Here is a 17,145-nt window from a genome sequence, read left to right as displayed (position 1 = left end):
GCTTTGTCTGGGCGGGTATGGGGCCTGCAACACTCTTGCCACCGCCCCTACATTTGGCTAAGGGCTAAGTCTCTTATTCCCCAAAAAATTAGATTTTTATCGATAATGAGGGGGGCGGAAATATCGGGAAATAATTGTTTTAAATAATAGCCTAAAATCTGCCGATCTCCGCCGGTGAGGGCGATAGAACTGCTGGGAAATTGCTGTAACCAGTCGGTAATAAAGTTGTGAATACCGGCCAAAAGGGTGTAAAGAATTCCGCTGGAAATTGCATCTTCGGTATTTAAGGCCCAACGGGGAGGTAAGGTTGGGTTTGAGGAAATTTCAATTAAAGGAAGGGCGGCAGTTTTTTGGGATAATGATTGAAATTGTAAGCCAAGACCGGGTAAAATTGCGCCGCCCTTCAGGGTTTTATTGCTATTAGCAGCGGTGAAGGTTAAAGCGGTGCCGGTGTCTATTACTAAAACCGGCCAGCCTAATAAATTGCCGGCCCCCCAAACTGCCAAAGCCCTGTCAATTCCTAGAGTCGGATAAATCCCCACCATTGGCACATCTGCGAGGGTTAAAATGCGGGCATTTGGATAACTTTGCCAAGGTTTTAATAAGTCAGGGACTACTGAAGCCACCACAACCGGCGGCTGATCGGTTAAATTGGTTGCAAAAGATGGGATTGTTTCTGTATTAAATTGGGGTTGCCACGCTGAAAACGAGAATTCTGTGGCAAATAATTGCGGTGCCGGTGGGTGGGGAGTGTCGCAAGATGCCAGAAGATGCCGGTCACAAAAACACGCCCAATGCAGCCGCGAGTTTCCTACCATTAACGCCAGCCAGTAATGCTTATCCTTGGTTGTTTGATTCATGTTGTTAATTAATTGCCTAGAGTTCGTTTGTTTCTTTTGTGGCGATTCTTTGTAAATATTTGTTAAGGAGAAAAGTTAAGTATTTTCCTCATTTTTTTTGCGCGCCATTCGGTGTAACGTATTATGAGGTTAAAATTTTTTACCACAAATCGGCCATTGCTTGATGGTAAAGGGGTAAAAAGTTTTAATTTTAGGAGTTTTTCCTTAGTAAGGAAAAATTTTCAAACCTGTGGCAGGACTTGATGGGCTTTTGCCCAATTACATACCTTGAGGGCTAAAGCCCAAGTAAAAACGAGGAGATACAAAAATGGCCGTTGAAAAAGTAAACTCTTCTTCGAGTTTGGCAGAAGTTGTAGACCGCATTCTTGATAAAGGCATTGTTGTAGATGCTTGGGTGCGGGTTTCGTTGGTGGGGATTGAATTGTTAGCCATTGAAGCGCGGATCGTTATTGCTTCTGTGGAAACTTATTTGAAATATGCCGAAGCTGTTGGTTTGACAGCCCAAGCTGCCGTCCCGACTATTCCGGCGGTGTAGATAAGTCTATGTTCAAAAGTCAAAGGGGTTGTGTTTTAACTCTTTTGACTTTTGACTTTAAAAATTATCAAAAACGTGCAGGAAAATTAAACAATGGCTTTTCAAGAGCAGTGGGAACTCGAAGCAAAAAAGCGCCAAGCCCAAGTACAAGCACGAAAGCAAAAAATTCAAGCAAATTTGGCAGAACTGCAAAAACAGCGCCAAACAAAAGCCGTGCAGGTGCGGGAAAAGTTGAGTGTATTTAGAGAAAATTTGGCGACTACTGAAGAAAGCCGGCAGCAGGAAGAAAATTTACGCGCTGCAAAACGGCAAGAATTCTGCGAAAGTCTGCACCGGCACACGGAGATTTTTTTAACGAATAGTGCCAGGGATCGTCAACTTAGCGCGCAAAAAATGGCGGAAGAATTAGAGAGTTATGTGAGTTTTCTTCAAGAAAGAACGAGAGAATTTTTAGAGCAAACGGCGACAAATCGCCGAGAAAGAGCGGCCCAACTGCATGAGGATTTAGCTTTGTTTGAGGCGGCGTTGGCGGCAGTGAGTGAACAGCGCCGGCAAAGGCAAATTGAGTTAGAAAATCTTAAAGAAAAAACTCAGGAATTTTTAAGTGTGCGGCACTTAGAAAGGCTGGAAACCAAGGCAGAATTGACAGATAAGTTAACAATTTTTAGGGAAGATTTGCGCTCAGGTGTGCAAACTTACCTACAAGAATTAGAGTTAAAGCGCGTGGAAAGAGCGGAAAATTTACAAGGATTTTTGCAAAAAAGCCAGAGTGATAGAACGGCTGCGGTGAAGGCTTTGTTTAGTCGGTTTGCAGAATATCGCCGCCAATTAAATGAATATCGAGATGCTTTGCAAGCAGAAGTTTGGGGAACCAACGCAGAGGAAATAAAGCCGCAACCGCAAAAACCGGCAACAGTTGCAGCGCTGAAAGTTGAGATGCCGAAAAAAATTGAAAAGCCAAAATCGGAACCGGCAGCAATTTTGAAATCAAACGCTGTGGCTTTTGAGGTGGAAGTTTATCACTATATTTTACAAAAAAAAGGGGCGCGTTTATTGGAACTGGAAACGGCTTTAGCGATTAACCGAATTCAAGCAGTTGATGCGCTGCGTTCTTTGGTGCAGAAAAATCTCATTGTCCAGCGTGATCGCCTTTATATTCCTGTAAATTAGAAAGCGGAATTGGGCAATCTAAAAATAAGGCAATTTCTACTTTAAAATCTCAACTCTAAACACAAGATGACAACCGTACTGCGAGCCTCTGCGAGAGGTTTTATCAACACACCGAGCGTTGAGCGAACAGCTTCTAGGGCTCTGCGTTATTTGCAATCAGGATTTTCTGTGCATTTGCGTGGGCCCGCCGGCACCGGCAAAACAACTTTGGCTTTACATTTGGCGGATCTTTTAAACCGGCCTATTGTTTTAATTTTTGGCGATGATGAGTTAAAAAGCTCCGATTTGATTGGCAATCAATCGGGTTATACTCGCAAAAAAGTGGTGGATAATTATATTCACAGTGTGGTCAAAGTTGAAGATGAATTGCGGCAAAATTGGACAGATTCTCGCTTGACAATGGCTGCTAAAGAAGGCTTTACTTTGGTTTATGATGAGTTTAATCGGTCGCGTCCAGAGGTGAATAACGTTTTGCTGTCGGCTCTGGAAGAAAAAATGCTGATTTTGCCTCCAAATGGAAATCGGTCTGATTATATTCGCGTTCATCCCCAATTCCGAGCGATTTTTACCTCGAACCCAGAAGAATATTGTGGGGTTCATGCAACTCAAGATGCGCTGTTAGACCGATTGGTTACTATTAATATGCCGGAACCGGAAGGGGAAACGCAGATAGAAATTATTGTCCAAAAAACGGGGATTGAAAGAGAAAAAGCTGGTCAGATTGTGCGGTTGTTGCAAGTGTTTCGAGAACGGACGGGAAGTGATAAACTTTCGGGTTTGCGTGCCGGTTTGATGATTGCTAAGGTGTGTTTTGAACACAATTTGCCGCTGTTGCCAGAAAATGTTGATTTTCGGGAAATTTGCTGTGATGTTTTGCTGTCGAGATCGGGGATGCCGGTAGATGTGGCAAGCAAGCTACTTGATGAAGTTTTAGATGATCTTTCGGCGGTGTGGAATGTTAGCAGTGAGATTGAAGTAAGGGTTAGTTCGGCTTCTATTTCGGTGCCGGTGATTTCTGATGAAAAAGTTTATGCTTTTTTGCAACAATCTCAGGGGGCAAAACTTGCAGAAATTGAGATGGCGTTAGGGATTAACCGTATTCAAACGACCGATGCTTTAAGGGTTTTAATTAAAAAAGGTGTGGTGAAGCAGCGCGAAGATCGCAGTTTTGTTATACTGGGAGGTAATTGAAACTTTGCTCTCGGTTTATTTAATTTATAATCCCTAATTTTATGAGTTTGACACCGCAACCTCGCTCAACTGTCCCCAGTCGGGGAATTGCCAGTGCTACTTCTGGCTCAACTTTGGCGGATATTTTAGAGCGGGTGTTAGATAAAGGGATTGTTATTGCTGGGGATATTTCGGTTTCGGTTGGTTCAACGGAGTTATTAAGTATTCGGATTCGTTTATTAATTGCTTCGGTTGATAAGGCTAAGGAAATGGGGATAAATTGGTGGGAAAGTGACCCTTATTTAAGTTCGCAGGCTCGAAATTTAATGGAGGCCAATCAGCAATTATTAGAGGAAATGAAAAGTTTAAAAGAAGAAGTGGAGACGTTAAAAATGCTGGCTGGAAGTCGGGAGGAGGTGAAAGAGTGATTTGTTAGAACCGGCAAGAATTTAGAAAACTTACTATAAACTATGCAAAAAAATGAGTAATGAAATTGTTTTTGAGCCAAAAAAATCGGGGAAGGATGCCGGTTTAGCGCCTTTGGTTTTGACGCTGGTAGAGTTGATTCGGCAGTTGATGGAAGCGCAAGTAATTCGGCGAATGGATGCCGGTTTGTTGGATGATGATGATTTGGATCGTGCTGGGGAAAGTTTACGCCGGCTTGAAGAACAAGTGATCAATTTATGCGAGATTTTTGAAATTGATCCGGCTGACTTAAATATTGATTTGGCTGAATTTGGATCGCTTCTTCCTAAAAAGGAATACTATCCGGGGAAAACTGCGGGGGAGGCTTCAATTTTAGAGTTGCTTGACCGGCTGCTGCATACGGGGGTTGTGGTGGAAGGTAGTGTAGATTTGGGTTTGGCTCAGTTAAATTTAGTTCATGCTAAATTGCGATTAATTTTAACGTCGCAACCTCTCTAATTTTTATAATATTAATTTGCGTTACAAAAGAGGTGTTTGTTGTGTGAATATGTTAATATATAAATTCATTTCAATTTAAAATAGTTGCAATCATTACAAGCTAAAATCTAAAATTAAAAAGATGGGATACGGACTTTATTTATACGGAATTTTCCCGGCGCCGGGGCCGAAAAATCTACAGCTAAAAGGCTTGGATGGTCAGCCGGTGCAAAATCATTTGATTGGTGAGTTTGCTTTTTTGTATTCGGAAGCAAAACAAGAGCGATATTTGGCAAGCCGGCGAAATTTATTAGGCCATGAAAAGGTGTTAGAAGAAGCGATGCAGCAGGGATATCGAATGCTATTACCGCTGCAATTTGGTTTGACGGTGGAAGATTGGGAAAGTGTGAATCAGCAGTTAACGGCACCTTATGGGGAAAGTTTAAAAATACTGTTTAACAAGTTAGAAGGCCGGCGGGAAGTTGGAGTTAAGGTTTTTTGGGAAAATGAGGCGGAGTTGCAGAAAATGGTGGAAGAAAACGAAATTTTAAAAGCTAAAAGAGATCGGTTGGAAGGTCAGCGTTTAGGGATGGATCAGGTGATTGAAATTGGCCAAGAAATTGAGCGGGGTTTGGAGGGCCGCAAGCAAGAAATTATTGAGGTATTTCAGGCAGAATTAAATCCTTTAGCGGTGGAAATGGTGGAAAATGATTTGTTAACCGAGAAAATGATTTACAACGCGGCTTATTTGATTCCTTGGGATCTTGAACAAACCTTTAGCGAACGGGTAGAAAAGCTTGACCGTTTGTTTGAATCGCGGCTGTTGATTCGCTATAATAATTTTACGGCTCCTTATAACTTTTCCCAACTTAATTAATTATGATTTGGCAATTATTAACTTTACCGATTACCGGCCCGCTTGAGGGTGTTGCGTGGATTGGCGAGCAAATTTTAGAACGCGCCAGCAGCGAACTCGATAGCAAAGAAAACCTCAGTAAACGCTTGTTAGCTTTGCAATTGGCGTTTGATATGGGGGATATTTCCGAGGAGGATTTTGAGGTGCAAGAAGAGGAGTTATTATTGGAAATGCAAGCGCTACAAGACGAACAAAACGCTGAGGATTAATATTCCAGCAAAAACGTTTTAAAATTATGCGTTGCCGGGGGGGTTTGGGGTGAGGTTTGGGGCGAATTTTTTGGCGGTTCGGGCAGAGAAATTTCTAAACGAGAAATTTCTTGTTGAATGCCGGTGAGCCGCTGATCAATTTGAATTTGACGTTGGGCAATCGTTTCTAATTCTTGCTGCAAACGTTGTTTTTCAACGAGCAGTTTATACATTTCTAAATGTGCAGATGCTTCCGTTTTGCAGCGGGGCATTGTGCTAATTTTGGGGATGATTTTTCCTCGGTTGGGGGGCCGGCGCATAAGTTAAAGTTGGTAAATTTATTGTCTTATATTTTAGCATAAAGTAGGGAAGCGGGAAAGGGGTCGGTTTGAGTGGTTTACTACCACTGTGCAGAGGAAGTCAACAAAGCAAAAGCAGCCTCGACCGGCAAGGGTTTTGAGAAGTAATATCCCTGCCCATATTCACAACCCAAAGCTCTTAATAAAGCGAGATTTTCGGCGGTTTCGGCGCCTTCTGCCACCACATCCATTGCTAAACTGTGAGCGAGGTTAACGATAGCGCGGACAATTTGGGTATTTTTGTCAGCGGCGCCGGTGCGGCTGACAAAAGAACGGTCTATTTTTAAAGTATTGATGGGGAAGCGGTGTAAATAGCTCAAAGATGAATATCCCATCCCAAAATCATCGAGAGATAGCTGAATGTTACGCTGGCGTAGTTGGCACAAAATATCGGTAGTTAATTCGGTATTTTCGATCAGGGCTGTTTCGGTAAGTTCTAATTTGAGAAATTGGCTATTAAAGCTTGTTTCTAATAAAATTTTATCAACTTGTTCGACGAAATCGCGCTGCAAGAATTGTTTGGCAGAAAGATTGACACTGATGGTTAAAGGTATGGATTTTTCCCATTCTTTCATTTGCCGGCAAGCTTCCCGCAAAACCCAAGCACCCAAAGGTAAAATCAAGCCAGTTTCTTCGGCAATGGGGATAAATTCTGCCGGAGAAATCATGCCTCGCTCTGGATGTTGCCAACGTACTAATGCTTCAAAACCGCTAATTTTTCCCGTTTTTAAACATACAATCGGTTGATAATGTAACAAAAATTCTTCGCGTTCTATGGCTCGTCGCAAATCATTTTCTAACTGTAAGCGAACAACGGCTTGATCGTGCATAAATTTATCAAATAAAGCCGAACGCGCTTTGCCTTGTGCTTTGGCATGATACATGGCAATATCGGCATCGCGCAGTAAGTCTGGTTTTCCGTCATAACTGCTGGAACTCAAGGCAATTCCGATGCTTGTGCTAATATAAACTTCGTGTCCGTTAATATGAAAAGGTTGGAGAAATAATTTATGAATTTCTTCGGCAATATGGGTGGAGTGATGAATGTTGCGGATGCCTTCAAGTAAAATTACAAAATGATCGCCTCCCAGACGCGCTACAAAAACGTTTGGTGGCACAAAGTTTGGCGCTTGAACCTCTGAGTTAGAGAGGGGGGCTAACTGGCATTGGGTTAAGCATTTTTCCAGCCTGTGGGCAATTTCTGTGAGTACGCTATCACCGGCAGAATGACCCAGGCTATCATTAACTACTTTAAAGCGGTCTAAATCTAAAAACAAAACTGCACATAAATAATTTGGATGCCGCTGGGTACGAATCATTGCCCTGGTTAGTTGTTCGGTGAAAAAAGCCCGATTTGGCAGGCCGGTGAGGGCATCATAAAAGGCATGATGAATTAATTTTTCTTCGGCAATTTTTCGCTCGCTGATGTCGCTTTGAACTCCTATATAGTGAGTGAGGATTCCTTTTTGGTTATGCACCGGCGAGACGTAAAGTTCATTCCAAAACATCCGTCCGTTTTTGTGATAGTTTCGCAAAATAACTTTGCATTCTGTTCCTTCGATAAGGGCTTTTCTTAACTTTCTTAAAGACGGTTGCTCGATTTCTGGCCCTTGTAAAAATCGCAAGTTTTGCCCCACAACTTCTTGCTCGGAGTAGCCGGTCATGCTTTCAAAAGCGGGATTTACATAAACCACTGGATTATCCGGCGCTTGGGTATCAGTAATGGCAATTGCATTAATGCTACTGTGCAATGCTCGCTCAAATAAACGCAGTTTTTCTTCAGAACGTTTGCGTTTAGAAATATCACGAGAATTAACAACAAAACCCCCAATTGCTTGATCTTCTAAGCGGTTCGCACCAATGGCTTCTAAAAATACCCAATCGCCGCTGGCATGGCGAAACCGAAACTCAACTTTTACAACTTTTCCGGGGCGTTTTATTGCTTCAGAAAATAATTCTTCAATCGCTTTTTTATCTTCGGGATGAACATAATCTAATGCTTGTTTGCCGATTAACTCTTTAGGTTCATAACCTAAAATTCTTTGAATTGAAGGGCTTTGATAGCGGATAGTAGCATCGGTTTCTAAAATTGTGATGATATCTGATGAGTTTTGCACCAGGGAGCGAAAGCGCTCTTCACTTCTGGCTAGGGCTTCAATTGCTTTTTTTCGAGCATCAATGTTTATGGCGCTAAAATAAACGCCGGTGACTTGTCCTTTTTCATCAAAAACAGGATTATAATTAATTTCAAACCAATGTTCTTGATCGGTTCTTTCAATGCGGATTTCGGTTTTGACAAAACCTCCTTTGATGGCTTTTTGAAAATCCAAGTTAAACCGTTTCAAGTCTTCGCGGCTGATATATTCATCAATTAATGCTCCTTCACGAAGAAATTTGTCAAAAAATAGTTTTGCACCGTCGTTGGCCGTTTCATTGAATGCTTGAATTTTCCGCTGCCGATCTATTAATAAAACCGATTGCAAGCTACTGTTTAAAAGAGCTTTTAATTTGGCTTCAGATTCTCTCAAAGCGGCTTCAGCTTCTTTTCGTTCGGTAATATCAATACCGACGATAAACGCTGCCTGCCCTTGGTTGTACTTTTTAGCAATAATTAAACAACTATGAATCTGCCCGCCAATTTTAGTAGGAAATTCTTGCATGGCTTCTGTGGCATTCCCTGCAAAAAACTTGCCCATAAACATTTTAAAGTCGGGGCTGCCACCGAGAAAACCGATATCTTTGCCAACAAAATCATTAGGGTGCAATCCAAATAAATCTGCTAAATGCCGGTTGACTTTAATATAATGCAAATCTGAATCTATCCAAGAAACAATTCCCGGCACAGCATCCAGCGTTATTTGTAATTTATCAATTAAGTTGGCAACTGTTTCTGTCTGCGTGTGTCCGTTTTGAGCATAATTTGTATTATAGGAAGTGGCACCGGCTACTTCACAAAAACTACTCAAAATTGCCGGTTCGTCATTAAAGGTTACTCGGCGAATTGACAGGGAAACCGAAAATAAAGTGCCGTCAATTTTTTTGACTTTTAGGGGATAGTTAGAAATAACTTTGTTGTGAGGAAATGTCGCCAGCAGTCTTTCATATTCCGCCGGATCACCATAAAAATCTGATTGCCGATATTCGATAGATTTTTCGCTTGAAAGTCCAAAACTTTGCGAAAAAAGTTCGTTGGCATACAAAATCTCTCCACCGGCTACCCGCGCCACAACAGCCGCCACCGGCATTAAATCTACGGCTTGGCAGAGGGTTGATTCTGCAACGTCAATCTCAGGACTTTTCTTTGGGGTTTTTGCCGATTTTGGCACGATATCTCTCACCTGTGGCGGTTGCTTCCCGCTGATGGTTGGCTCGTATTTAAAATCGTCTGTGGATCTTAGCAAAACTGTTTTGCCCCGTCAATTGGCTAACTTTAACTTTTATTAAATATTTTAAAGCTATCAGGGCTTGCTTGGAAAATCTCAACAATTTACCTTTTCTCACATAAATAATCCCTAGGATAAACAAGGATGAAAGCCATGCGCGAACCTAAAAAGGCGGTCACAGGAAAATGTAGCCCGAACCCAAGTGATGAGTATTTCTACTCGCTGATGCCGCGCTGACATCTCACCCAATATCTCTTAGACTATCTAATCGTTATTATTGAATATTCCCTAGGCTATTTCCAAACTATTTGTTAAAAAAAATTAATAATCTCTGGAAAAGTTTTAAATTTTTGTGAACTGGCACCCAAAAACCTGTAGGGCCAAGAAAATTGGATGGTTCGCCCGCTTGTTGACGGGCCGGTGTCAACGGCTGGCAAAAAATAGCACAATTACCTATCACTCCAACCATACTTATGTTACACCATCAAAATTTATATAAATAAAAATCAAGCCGGCAACCCGAACCTCACAAAAATATTTCAATCAAAACAGTAAAAAACAAGAGCGATAATTCGTTCACCAGAAACATTATCTCAAGCTAGGCTGGAATTACGCTCAACCCATAGGGTGTAAAATAAAAGCCCCTACCGTAACAAATATTAACTCGTGCCATCTGTGGAGAGAGCCAGAATGCTTGAATCTTATCGCCAACACGCCGCCGAACGGGCAGCCTTGGGTATTCCGCCCCTGCCCCTCAACGCCGAGCAAACATCCGAACTCTGCGAATTGCTGAAAAACCCCCCAGCCGGCGAAGAAGAAACCCTGATTGAACTGTTGCGAGATCGCGTTCCCCCCGGAGTTGATCAAGCCGCTTATGTTAAGGCCGGCTTTTTAACCGCCATCGCTAAAAGTGAGATCGAATGTCCGCTAATTGCACCCCAGTGGGCCGTCACCCTCTTGGGTACAATGGTAGGCGGCTACAACGTGCAATCATTGGTGAGCTTGCTACAAGACCGCGACCCCTCCATTGCCAGCGCCGCTGCTGCTGCTTTGAGTAAAACACTCCTGGTATTTGATGCCTTTAACGACGTCCTGGCTTTGGCGGATGTCAACCCCTACGCCAAACAAGTCATCGACTCTTGGGCAAATGGTGAGTGGTTTATTTCTCGCCCCAAACTCCCCAAAACCATCACGGTAACGGTTTTTAAAGTCCCTGGCGAAACCAACACCGATGATCTTTCACCGGCCACCCACGCCACCACCCGTCCAGATATCCCCCTCCACGCCCTCGCCATGCTGGAATCACGGATGCCTGGCGGCTTGGCAACCATTGCAGAGTTAAAGCAAAAAGGTCATCCCGTTGCTTACGTTGGCGATGTGGTTGGGACAGGATCTTCTCGCAAATCAGCGATCAACTCTGTGTTATGGCACATTGGTAACGATATCCCCTATGTGCCGAATAAACGCAACGGTGGTTATATTTTGGGGAGTGCCATTGCACCTATCTTTTTTAACACTGCGGAAGATTCCGGGGCGTTACCTATTGAGTGTGATGTGACGAACTTGGAAACCGGCATGGTAATTACAATTCACCCCTACAAAGGTGAGATTACCAACGAAAGCGGGGAAGTGATATCTACTTTTACGTTGAAACCGGATACGATTTTAGATGAAGTGCGGGCCGGTGGCCGGATTCCGCTATTAATTGGCCGCACCCTCACCGACAGAACACGGGAAGCATTAGGTTTAGAACCTAGCACATTGTTCGTGCGTCCCACTGTTCCCACAGAAACCGGCAAAGGCTATACTCTCGCACAAAAAATGGTCGGCAAAGCCTGCGGATTACCGGGTGTGCGCCCTGGTACATCGTGCGAACCACGCATGACCACTGTCGGCTCACAAGATACCACCGGCCCAATGACACGGGATGAGTTGAAAGAGTTAGCTTGTCTGGGTTTCTCGGCAGATTTAGTGATGCAGAGTTTTTGTCACACGGCGGCATACCCGAAGCCGGTGGATATCAAAACTCACAAAGACTTGCCGGATTTCTTCGCACAACGGGCCGGTGTGGCTTTGCGTCCGGGGGATGGAATTATACATTCGTGGTTAAATCGGATGTTGTTACCGGATACGGTGGGAACAGGTGGCGATTCTCACACTCGTTTTCCTCTTGGTATATCTTTCCCTGCCGGTTCTGGGTTGGTAGCATTTGCCGCAGCACTCGGTGTGATGCCGTTGGATATGCCAGAGTCAGTTTTAGTGCGGTTTAAAGGTGAATTGCAACCGGGTGTAACCCTGCGGGATATTGTTAATGCAATTCCCTATATAGCGATTCAAAAAAATTTGCTGACGGTGGAAAAACAAAACAAGAAAAATGTTTTTTCCGGGCGAATTATGGAGATTGAAGGTTTGCCAGATTTGAAAGTTGAGCAGGCTTTTGAATTGACAGATGCGACGGCAGAAAGGTCTTGTGCCGGTTGTACAATTAAGTTGAGTGTAGAGACTGTTTCGGAGTATTTACGCTCGAATGTGGCGCTGCTGAAAAATATGGCAGCGCGCGGTTATCAAGATGCTCGCACGATTATGCGCCGCGTCGCAAAAATGGAGGAGTGGTTAGCGAATCCAGTTTTGTTGGAAGCGGATGCGGATGCGGAGTATGCGGAGATAATTGAGATTGATTTGAATGAGATTAAAGAGCCAATTGTGGCGGCTCCAAATGACCCGGATAATGTTAAGTTATTGTCGGAGGTTGCGGGGGATGCTGTGCAGGAGGTTTTCGTTGGTTCTTGTATGACTAATATCGGTCATTATCGGGCAACTGCGAAGGTTTTGGAAGGTGCAGGATCGGTGCAAACTCGATTGTGGATTTGTCCGCCAACTCGGATGGATGAGTATCAGTTGAAAGAGGAGGGTGTGTACGGTACTTTTGGGGCTGCCGGTGCGCGTACTGAGATGCCGGGATGCAGTTTGTGTATGGGGAATCAAGCGCGTGTTAAGGATGGTGTGACGGTGTTTTCAACGTCAACTCGTAATTTTAATAATCGCATGGGTAAGGATGCGCGGGTGTATCTTGGTTCTGCGGAGTTGGCGGCGGTTTGTTCGTTGTTGGGGCGTATTCCAACGGTAGAGGAATATCAGGAAATTGTGGCTAAGAAGATTGATCCTTTTGCCGGTGATTTGTATCGTTATTTGAATTTTGATCAAATTGCTGGGTTTGAGGATGAAGGGCGGGTTATTCCGCTTGAGGATATGCCGAAGATTGAGGATATTTTAGGGATGCCGGTGGCTTCTCGTTAATTTTTTAGGCTGGGCTTTGCCCAGCTTTTTTTGTTATAATTGTGTTAGTTTTTCACCAGCCATAAAAAATGGATTTTTTGGGTTGCGTGAAATACCTTCCAACTTATACCTATTTTGAAATTAAATTCATAAAACTAAAACAGCAAAACTCAAATGAAAGCAGATAATTACCCCTTTGCCCAAGAATTAATCCTAGACACCGACGGACATATTCGTAAAGTCGTGATAGATTTCAATGATTATCAGCGTCTTGTTGAAGCCATTGAAGATGAAGGACTTGTGCGTGCGATGATGGAAGTAAAAGACGAAACACCTTTAAACTTAGAAGCAGCCCTTACAGAACTTGAAAAACAGTGAATACAGAGTATCTCCCTAGTTTTATCAAAGACTTAAAATCTCTTAAAAGTACGCCGATTTTTGGAGCAATTAAAACCCTTGTCTTTGAAGAGATACCGAATACGCCAGACTTTGAAGAATTAAGACAAGTAAAAAAATTACAAGGCTATGAAAATGCTTATCGAATTCGGGTAGGTGACTATCGCATTGGTTTAACATTTGATGGCGAAGTCGTTATTTTTTTCCGTGTGCTACATCGTAAGGAATTTTATAATTACTTTCCTTAAGAGATTTTGCATTTTAGATATCCCAGGATTGCCAACAGGGTTATCAAAGTTTCCGTCGGCTTAATCTCTCAATTTTGACAACCTTACATATTCTTTGAAAACCGGCCCTAAATTAAATACTACTTTCTCCCCTTCGATTCTTTTGAGTAAATAGCGTCTGGTTAAAGAGCATAATCCATTAATTAAATCGCTTGAAGACAGTTCTAAATTTTGTCTTAAATCATCCCTAGAAACCGGCTCTTTCGATTGGCTCAATTTTAAAGTTATCTCTTGTTCGCCGGGGGATAATCGCTGGAATAATTCACTTAAACAATATTTTATATTTTGTGTGAGAATCAGGCTATCTTCTGCTAAAAATTCGGAAACTCTGCCACAGTAGACATTTTTAATTAAACCGGCAATATCTTTTAAGTATCGGGGATTTCCTTCATATAAATCAATTATTTTTAGCCAATTTTCCTCATCTTTTAAGCCTTGATTTTTGAGGATACCGGTGTTGTCTAAGCCTTCTAGTTCTAAGCATTTAACAGGATAGAAGTCTTCGTCTAAGCCGTGCATTTCTTGACATTGTTCTTGACTAATTAAGATTAAGCTGCTTTGATGTTCAACTTCTGTGGTTCTTGTGAAGAGGGTTTTATAGTCTTTATATTGCGTTTTATATTGGCCGGTGAATTGTTGGCCGGTGAATATTTCTTGCACGTCATCTAGGACGATTAAACATTTTTGCTGAGAGAAAAGTTTTAAAAGTTGCGTTAATTGGTTGTCTGCTATCAGGGGGTCGGGGTTGGTAGCGGTGATAATTTCATTAATGATGGTATCTAAGGATGGGCTGAGTTTGATGCTTTTCCAGATTAGGATATCAAAGTGTTGCCGGTTTTGGTCAAGAAATTGTTTAACGAGGGTGGTTTTGCCAATTCCGGGTAATCCTAAGACTGAGAGGAGGCGGGTGTTTTGTTGGAGCAGGAAATCAGATAGGGTTTTGAGTTCTTTTTCGCGTCCGTAGAAATGGGTTATTTTTGGGGCTAGGGTTAAATCGTGGTAGGATTTATTGGGATAATTCTCTTCATTATTTTCAGAATTATCTTGAGTCTTCTTAGAACATAAACTGATATGGCTATTATTAATCAAGCCTTGCTGAACTTGACTTACTGAGTTAGATTTAGATTTATTAATGAATCTTTCTATAGTCCAACAAAAATTAGATTGGCTAACATCTTCTCCTAGCTGGGATGACAAAATTTTATATAACTTACGACTAACATCTCCGATATAATTTGAACTTTTATATTTATGTTTATCTGCAATTGCTGTGTAACTTTTTCCTTCCCACAGTCCTTTAATAACTTTTTTTTGGAGATCGTCTAAGTGTTCGCCTGTTTGTTTGTGAACTAACTCATCTACCAATTGTAAAACTTCTGTAATATCTGGAATAGTCATAGGCTCAAGGCGGGGTGGGAGTTTCGGCTATTATAGCTTAGATTTAACCAACAAAATCAAGTTTTTTCAGGCTTTTGGTTAAAAATTTGTTACAAAAGAAGGCAGAATATAAGTTCCTTTCGGGTGGCAGTGTTGGGAACGCAGGATTTAGCATTCGAGAAGATTCCGCTTTACTGTTCTGAAAAATATTATGGATTTACGAGGTTTAGTCCAAGGTTTAGCAAGAGACATTCTGGGCGATCAGAAGATATCTGAAGATGATTTTGAAAAAATCTACCAGATGATTGAAGAAAAGGTAGATAATGAACCTCCTCCTCGTTTTGCTTTTATTGGTGAAACGGGAGTAGGAAAATCCTCTACCCTCAACGCACTTTTTAATGCAGGTTTTGAGGTGAGTCATATCGAGGCTTGCACCCAAGAGGTACGAGGAGTAGAAGTCTCATTCAATAAAGTAGAAGGAGTTAAGGGAGCATTAGTTGCTTATGATATGCCTGGATTAGGTGAAAGTCAATTAAAACAAAGAGAACATATTGCACTTTACGAAAAAGTCTTAAAAGATGTAGATGTTGCTTTATGGATTTTAGATGCACAAAATCGGGCTATCGCTTCTGTACAGCAATATTTAGAAAGAGAACTCAAAGCAATTGATCCTAGGCTTTTAGATCGGATGGTCATTGCCTTAAATAAAGTAGAGCTAGTGTATCCGGGGGAAAATGCTTGGCATCCTTTAGCGAATTTACCTAGCGAAGAACAAGAAGAAAACATTAAAGGACGAATCCATGATGTTAAAAGAAAAATTCGTGAGGTATTACCCACATGGAAAGGAAAAATTGTAGGATATTCAGCGCATAAACGGTACCATTTACCCCAGCTTTTTGATGCCATGATGGATGCTGTCCCTAATAAAAGAAGATGGGTTGTTGCATCTCGTAAAGCATTGGCTGATTTTCTGGAGTTAGTTGATCCTCAGCTATTACCTCCAGAAAAAAGACGAGAAAGAGCAAATAACCAACCACTTCAACCTGGAAAGATGTCTGATATTGTTGATAAAATGCCACCGGAAGAGTTTGCTAAATTTGCTGGAGATCAAAAAGCATTTTTAGCGTGGCTAAAAAAACAGGGACTTTAATAGAATATCTAGTCAAAATGAAGTTAAATAAAAAATAAGGAGATTTAGCAATGAGAATGAGAAATGTTCCTAATGAAACTAACATTCCCAGCGAAGATATAGATAAAATTAGACAAAGATTATTGGACGAAATCAAATCTATGAGCGATGCTGACTTGAGGATAGCAGCAAAATCGGAAGCAAGTTTAAGGGCTTTTGTAGCCGATTTATTTAAGTCTATTGCTAAACTGTTTGGCTATATTGTGGGAGAAGTAGTTGGTTTTGGCAGAGATATAATCAAATCAATTGGTGACGGATGGTCTGAAGGCTGGAAAGCTGGATTACGTTAAACTCTGCTTTGATTATCTTAATACCTCTACATTATTGTTTTGTATGTAGAGGTCAAGTTTTTTTTCCTTAAAAGTAATCATTATGAGCGAATGGATAACATTTCCTTTTCCTAAATGCCCCAGTTGTGGTAAACAATGGGGGGAAAATTATCATAAAGATTGTGTTTTTAATGGCCAATTGTTGGTTGAACCTTATCAAAGACAAGTTAAATGTGAATCTTGTAGCGCTCAGTGGTATATCCTTGATAGTAAATTTTACTGTTATTGTGGATATGAATTTTATCCTTCCGAAGTAGAAGATGCTCTTTCAACCACTCAATTATTAAGGCAGCGTTTACTACAAAAGTTGAACGAAATGGACAGTTATGAAAGAAGTATTGTTTCTAAATCACAAAATTCATTTAAAGAATGGATTTTTGATATTAGTTATGAAATAGGAAAAGCTTTGGGTATAACAGTATCAAAAGCTCAAGAAATTATTAAAAACTTTTTTGATAAGTGGTCATTCTAGTATCTATAAAATAAATTGCCATTTAACGCCGTTCCTCAATAATCGTTTCAGAAACCGGCTTTCCTTCCACCTCAATCAATTGCCTTTCACCCCTCTCCTCATAGCTAATAGGATACTTAATTTGCTTAACTAATCCCGAATCAATCAAAGCTTGGTGAAAACCGGCTTTCTTGACAGACTCTTCTCGCTGTGTTAGATATTTTTGAATAGTTTGATTAAGCTCTTTAAGCTCTGGTGTTTCAAGCTTATCAAGCTGATTAAGTATTTCCTTCAGAGTCGTTATTGCCATAACTTTTTTACTAAATAGCCGATTTTCCTAATTAACACAATACATT

General features: G+C 41.5%; 18 protein-coding genes. 13 read left to right on the top strand and 5 right to left on the bottom strand.

Translation table 11 applies throughout. The annotated features are described in order from the left end of the window. Positions 1-47: 47 nt before the first annotated feature. A complete protein-coding gene (locus tag NG798_RS19875) occupies positions 48-860 on the bottom strand; it encodes a pantothenate kinase (protein ID WP_261225444.1) in 813 nt (270 codons plus the stop codon). 307 nt (positions 861-1,167) lie between these two features. Here NG798_RS19875 and gvpA point away from each other — a divergent pair, with 307 nt between their 5' ends. The 7 genes from gvpA (at position 1,168) to NG798_RS19840 (ending at position 5,763) form a co-directional block, all read left to right on the top strand. Then, positions 1,168-1,395 carry a gas vesicle structural protein GvpA gene (gene gvpA, locus NG798_RS19870; RefSeq protein WP_261225443.1) on the top strand — a complete coding sequence of 76 codons (228 nt, stop codon included), beginning with the start codon at positions 1,168-1,170 and terminating at the stop codon, positions 1,393-1,395. Positions 1,396-1,488: 93 nt separating this feature from the next. Further along, a complete protein-coding gene (locus NG798_RS19865) occupies positions 1,489-2,565 on the top strand; it encodes a hypothetical protein (RefSeq protein WP_261225442.1) in 1,077 nt (358 codons plus the stop codon). A gap of 66 nt (positions 2,566-2,631) precedes the next feature. Next, on the top strand, positions 2,632-3,756 hold the full coding sequence (gvpN, locus tag NG798_RS19860) for a gas vesicle protein GvpN (RefSeq protein WP_261225441.1): 1,125 nt from the start codon (positions 2,632-2,634) through the stop codon (positions 3,754-3,756). A gap of 41 nt (positions 3,757-3,797) precedes the next feature. Beyond that, positions 3,798-4,163, top strand: coding sequence for a gas vesicle protein (locus tag NG798_RS19855; protein WP_261225440.1), 366 nt, complete (start codon positions 3,798-3,800; stop codon positions 4,161-4,163). Between the two features lie 52 nt (positions 4,164-4,215). Next, on the top strand, positions 4,216-4,659 hold the full coding sequence (locus tag NG798_RS19850; RefSeq protein ID WP_261225439.1) for a gas vesicle protein K: 444 nt from the start codon (positions 4,216-4,218) through the stop codon (positions 4,657-4,659). Positions 4,660-4,780: 121 nt separating this feature from the next. After that, positions 4,781-5,515 (top strand): GvpL/GvpF family gas vesicle protein, encoded by a 735-nt coding sequence (locus tag NG798_RS19845; RefSeq protein ID WP_261225438.1) that lies wholly within the window; start codon positions 4,781-4,783, stop codon positions 5,513-5,515. Positions 5,516-5,517: 2 nt separating this feature from the next. After that, positions 5,518-5,763, top strand: coding sequence for a gas vesicle protein GvpG (locus NG798_RS19840; RefSeq protein ID WP_261225437.1), 246 nt, complete (start codon positions 5,518-5,520; stop codon positions 5,761-5,763). Here the strand turns inward: NG798_RS19840 and NG798_RS19835 are convergent. Next, positions 5,760-6,014: a hypothetical protein gene (locus NG798_RS19835; RefSeq protein ID WP_261225436.1), complete on the bottom strand. Its 255-nt coding sequence runs from the start codon at positions 6,012-6,014 to the stop codon at positions 5,760-5,762. The genes NG798_RS19840 and NG798_RS19835 overlap by 4 nt on opposite strands. 128 nt (positions 6,015-6,142) lie before the next feature. Continuing rightward, complete coding sequence (locus NG798_RS19830; RefSeq protein WP_261225435.1) at positions 6,143-9,502, bottom strand: EAL domain-containing protein; 3,360 nt, start codon at positions 9,500-9,502, stop codon at positions 6,143-6,145. 672 nt (positions 9,503-10,174) lie between these two features. Here NG798_RS19830 and acnB point away from each other — a divergent pair. The 3 genes from acnB to NG798_RS19815 all read left to right on the top strand — a co-directional run bounded on the left by acnB (position 10,175) and on the right by NG798_RS19815 (position 13,404). Then, the gene (acnB, locus tag NG798_RS19825) at positions 10,175-12,781 is read left to right on the top strand and encodes a bifunctional aconitate hydratase 2/2-methylisocitrate dehydratase (protein WP_261225434.1); all 2,607 of its coding nucleotides are present in this window, start codon (positions 10,175-10,177) and stop codon (positions 12,779-12,781) included. A 153-nt stretch (positions 12,782-12,934) separates the two neighbouring features. Beyond that, on the top strand, positions 12,935-13,138 hold the full coding sequence (locus NG798_RS19820) for a hypothetical protein (protein ID WP_261225433.1): 204 nt from the start codon (positions 12,935-12,937) through the stop codon (positions 13,136-13,138). Continuing rightward, the gene (locus tag NG798_RS19815; protein ID WP_261225432.1) at positions 13,135-13,404 is read left to right on the top strand and encodes a type II toxin-antitoxin system RelE/ParE family toxin; all 270 of its coding nucleotides are present in this window, start codon (positions 13,135-13,137) and stop codon (positions 13,402-13,404) included. The genes NG798_RS19820 and NG798_RS19815 overlap by 4 nt, the downstream gene beginning before the upstream one ends. Before the next feature lie 60 nt (positions 13,405-13,464). On the opposite strand, the gene NG798_RS19810 is transcribed toward NG798_RS19815, so the two are convergent. Then, positions 13,465-14,841: an NB-ARC domain-containing protein gene (locus NG798_RS19810; protein WP_261225431.1), complete on the bottom strand. Its 1,377-nt coding sequence runs from the start codon at positions 14,839-14,841 to the stop codon at positions 13,465-13,467. A 190-nt stretch (positions 14,842-15,031) separates the two neighbouring features. Between NG798_RS19810 and NG798_RS19805 the strand changes: the two genes are divergently transcribed. The 3 genes from NG798_RS19805 (at position 15,032) to NG798_RS19795 (ending at position 16,810) form a co-directional block, all read left to right on the top strand. Next, positions 15,032-15,970, top strand: a complete 939-nt coding sequence (locus NG798_RS19805; protein WP_261225430.1) for a GTPase family protein — start codon at positions 15,032-15,034, stop codon at positions 15,968-15,970. Between the two features lie 50 nt (positions 15,971-16,020). Beyond that, entirely contained in the window at positions 16,021-16,299 is a 279-nt protein-coding gene (locus NG798_RS19800; protein WP_261225429.1) for a hypothetical protein, read from the top strand. A gap of 82 nt (positions 16,300-16,381) precedes the next feature. Beyond that, the gene (locus NG798_RS19795) at positions 16,382-16,810 is read left to right on the top strand and encodes a hypothetical protein (RefSeq protein ID WP_261225428.1); all 429 of its coding nucleotides are present in this window, start codon (positions 16,382-16,384) and stop codon (positions 16,808-16,810) included. 22 nt (positions 16,811-16,832) lie between these two features. Here the strand turns inward: NG798_RS19795 and NG798_RS19790 are convergent, their stop codons facing one another. Beyond that, complete coding sequence (locus NG798_RS19790; protein WP_261225427.1) at positions 16,833-17,099, bottom strand: hypothetical protein; 267 nt, start codon at positions 17,097-17,099, stop codon at positions 16,833-16,835. Positions 17,100-17,145: the final 46 nt, after the last annotated feature.

Origin of the sequence: Ancylothrix sp. D3o (genome assembly GCF_025370775.1) — a bacterium.
Taxonomy (GTDB): Bacteria; Cyanobacteriota; Cyanobacteriia; order Cyanobacteriales; family Oscillatoriaceae; genus Ancylothrix.
The sequence above is the reverse complement of the archived record's forward strand: the minus strand, read 5'-3'. Positions and strand labels throughout refer to the sequence as shown.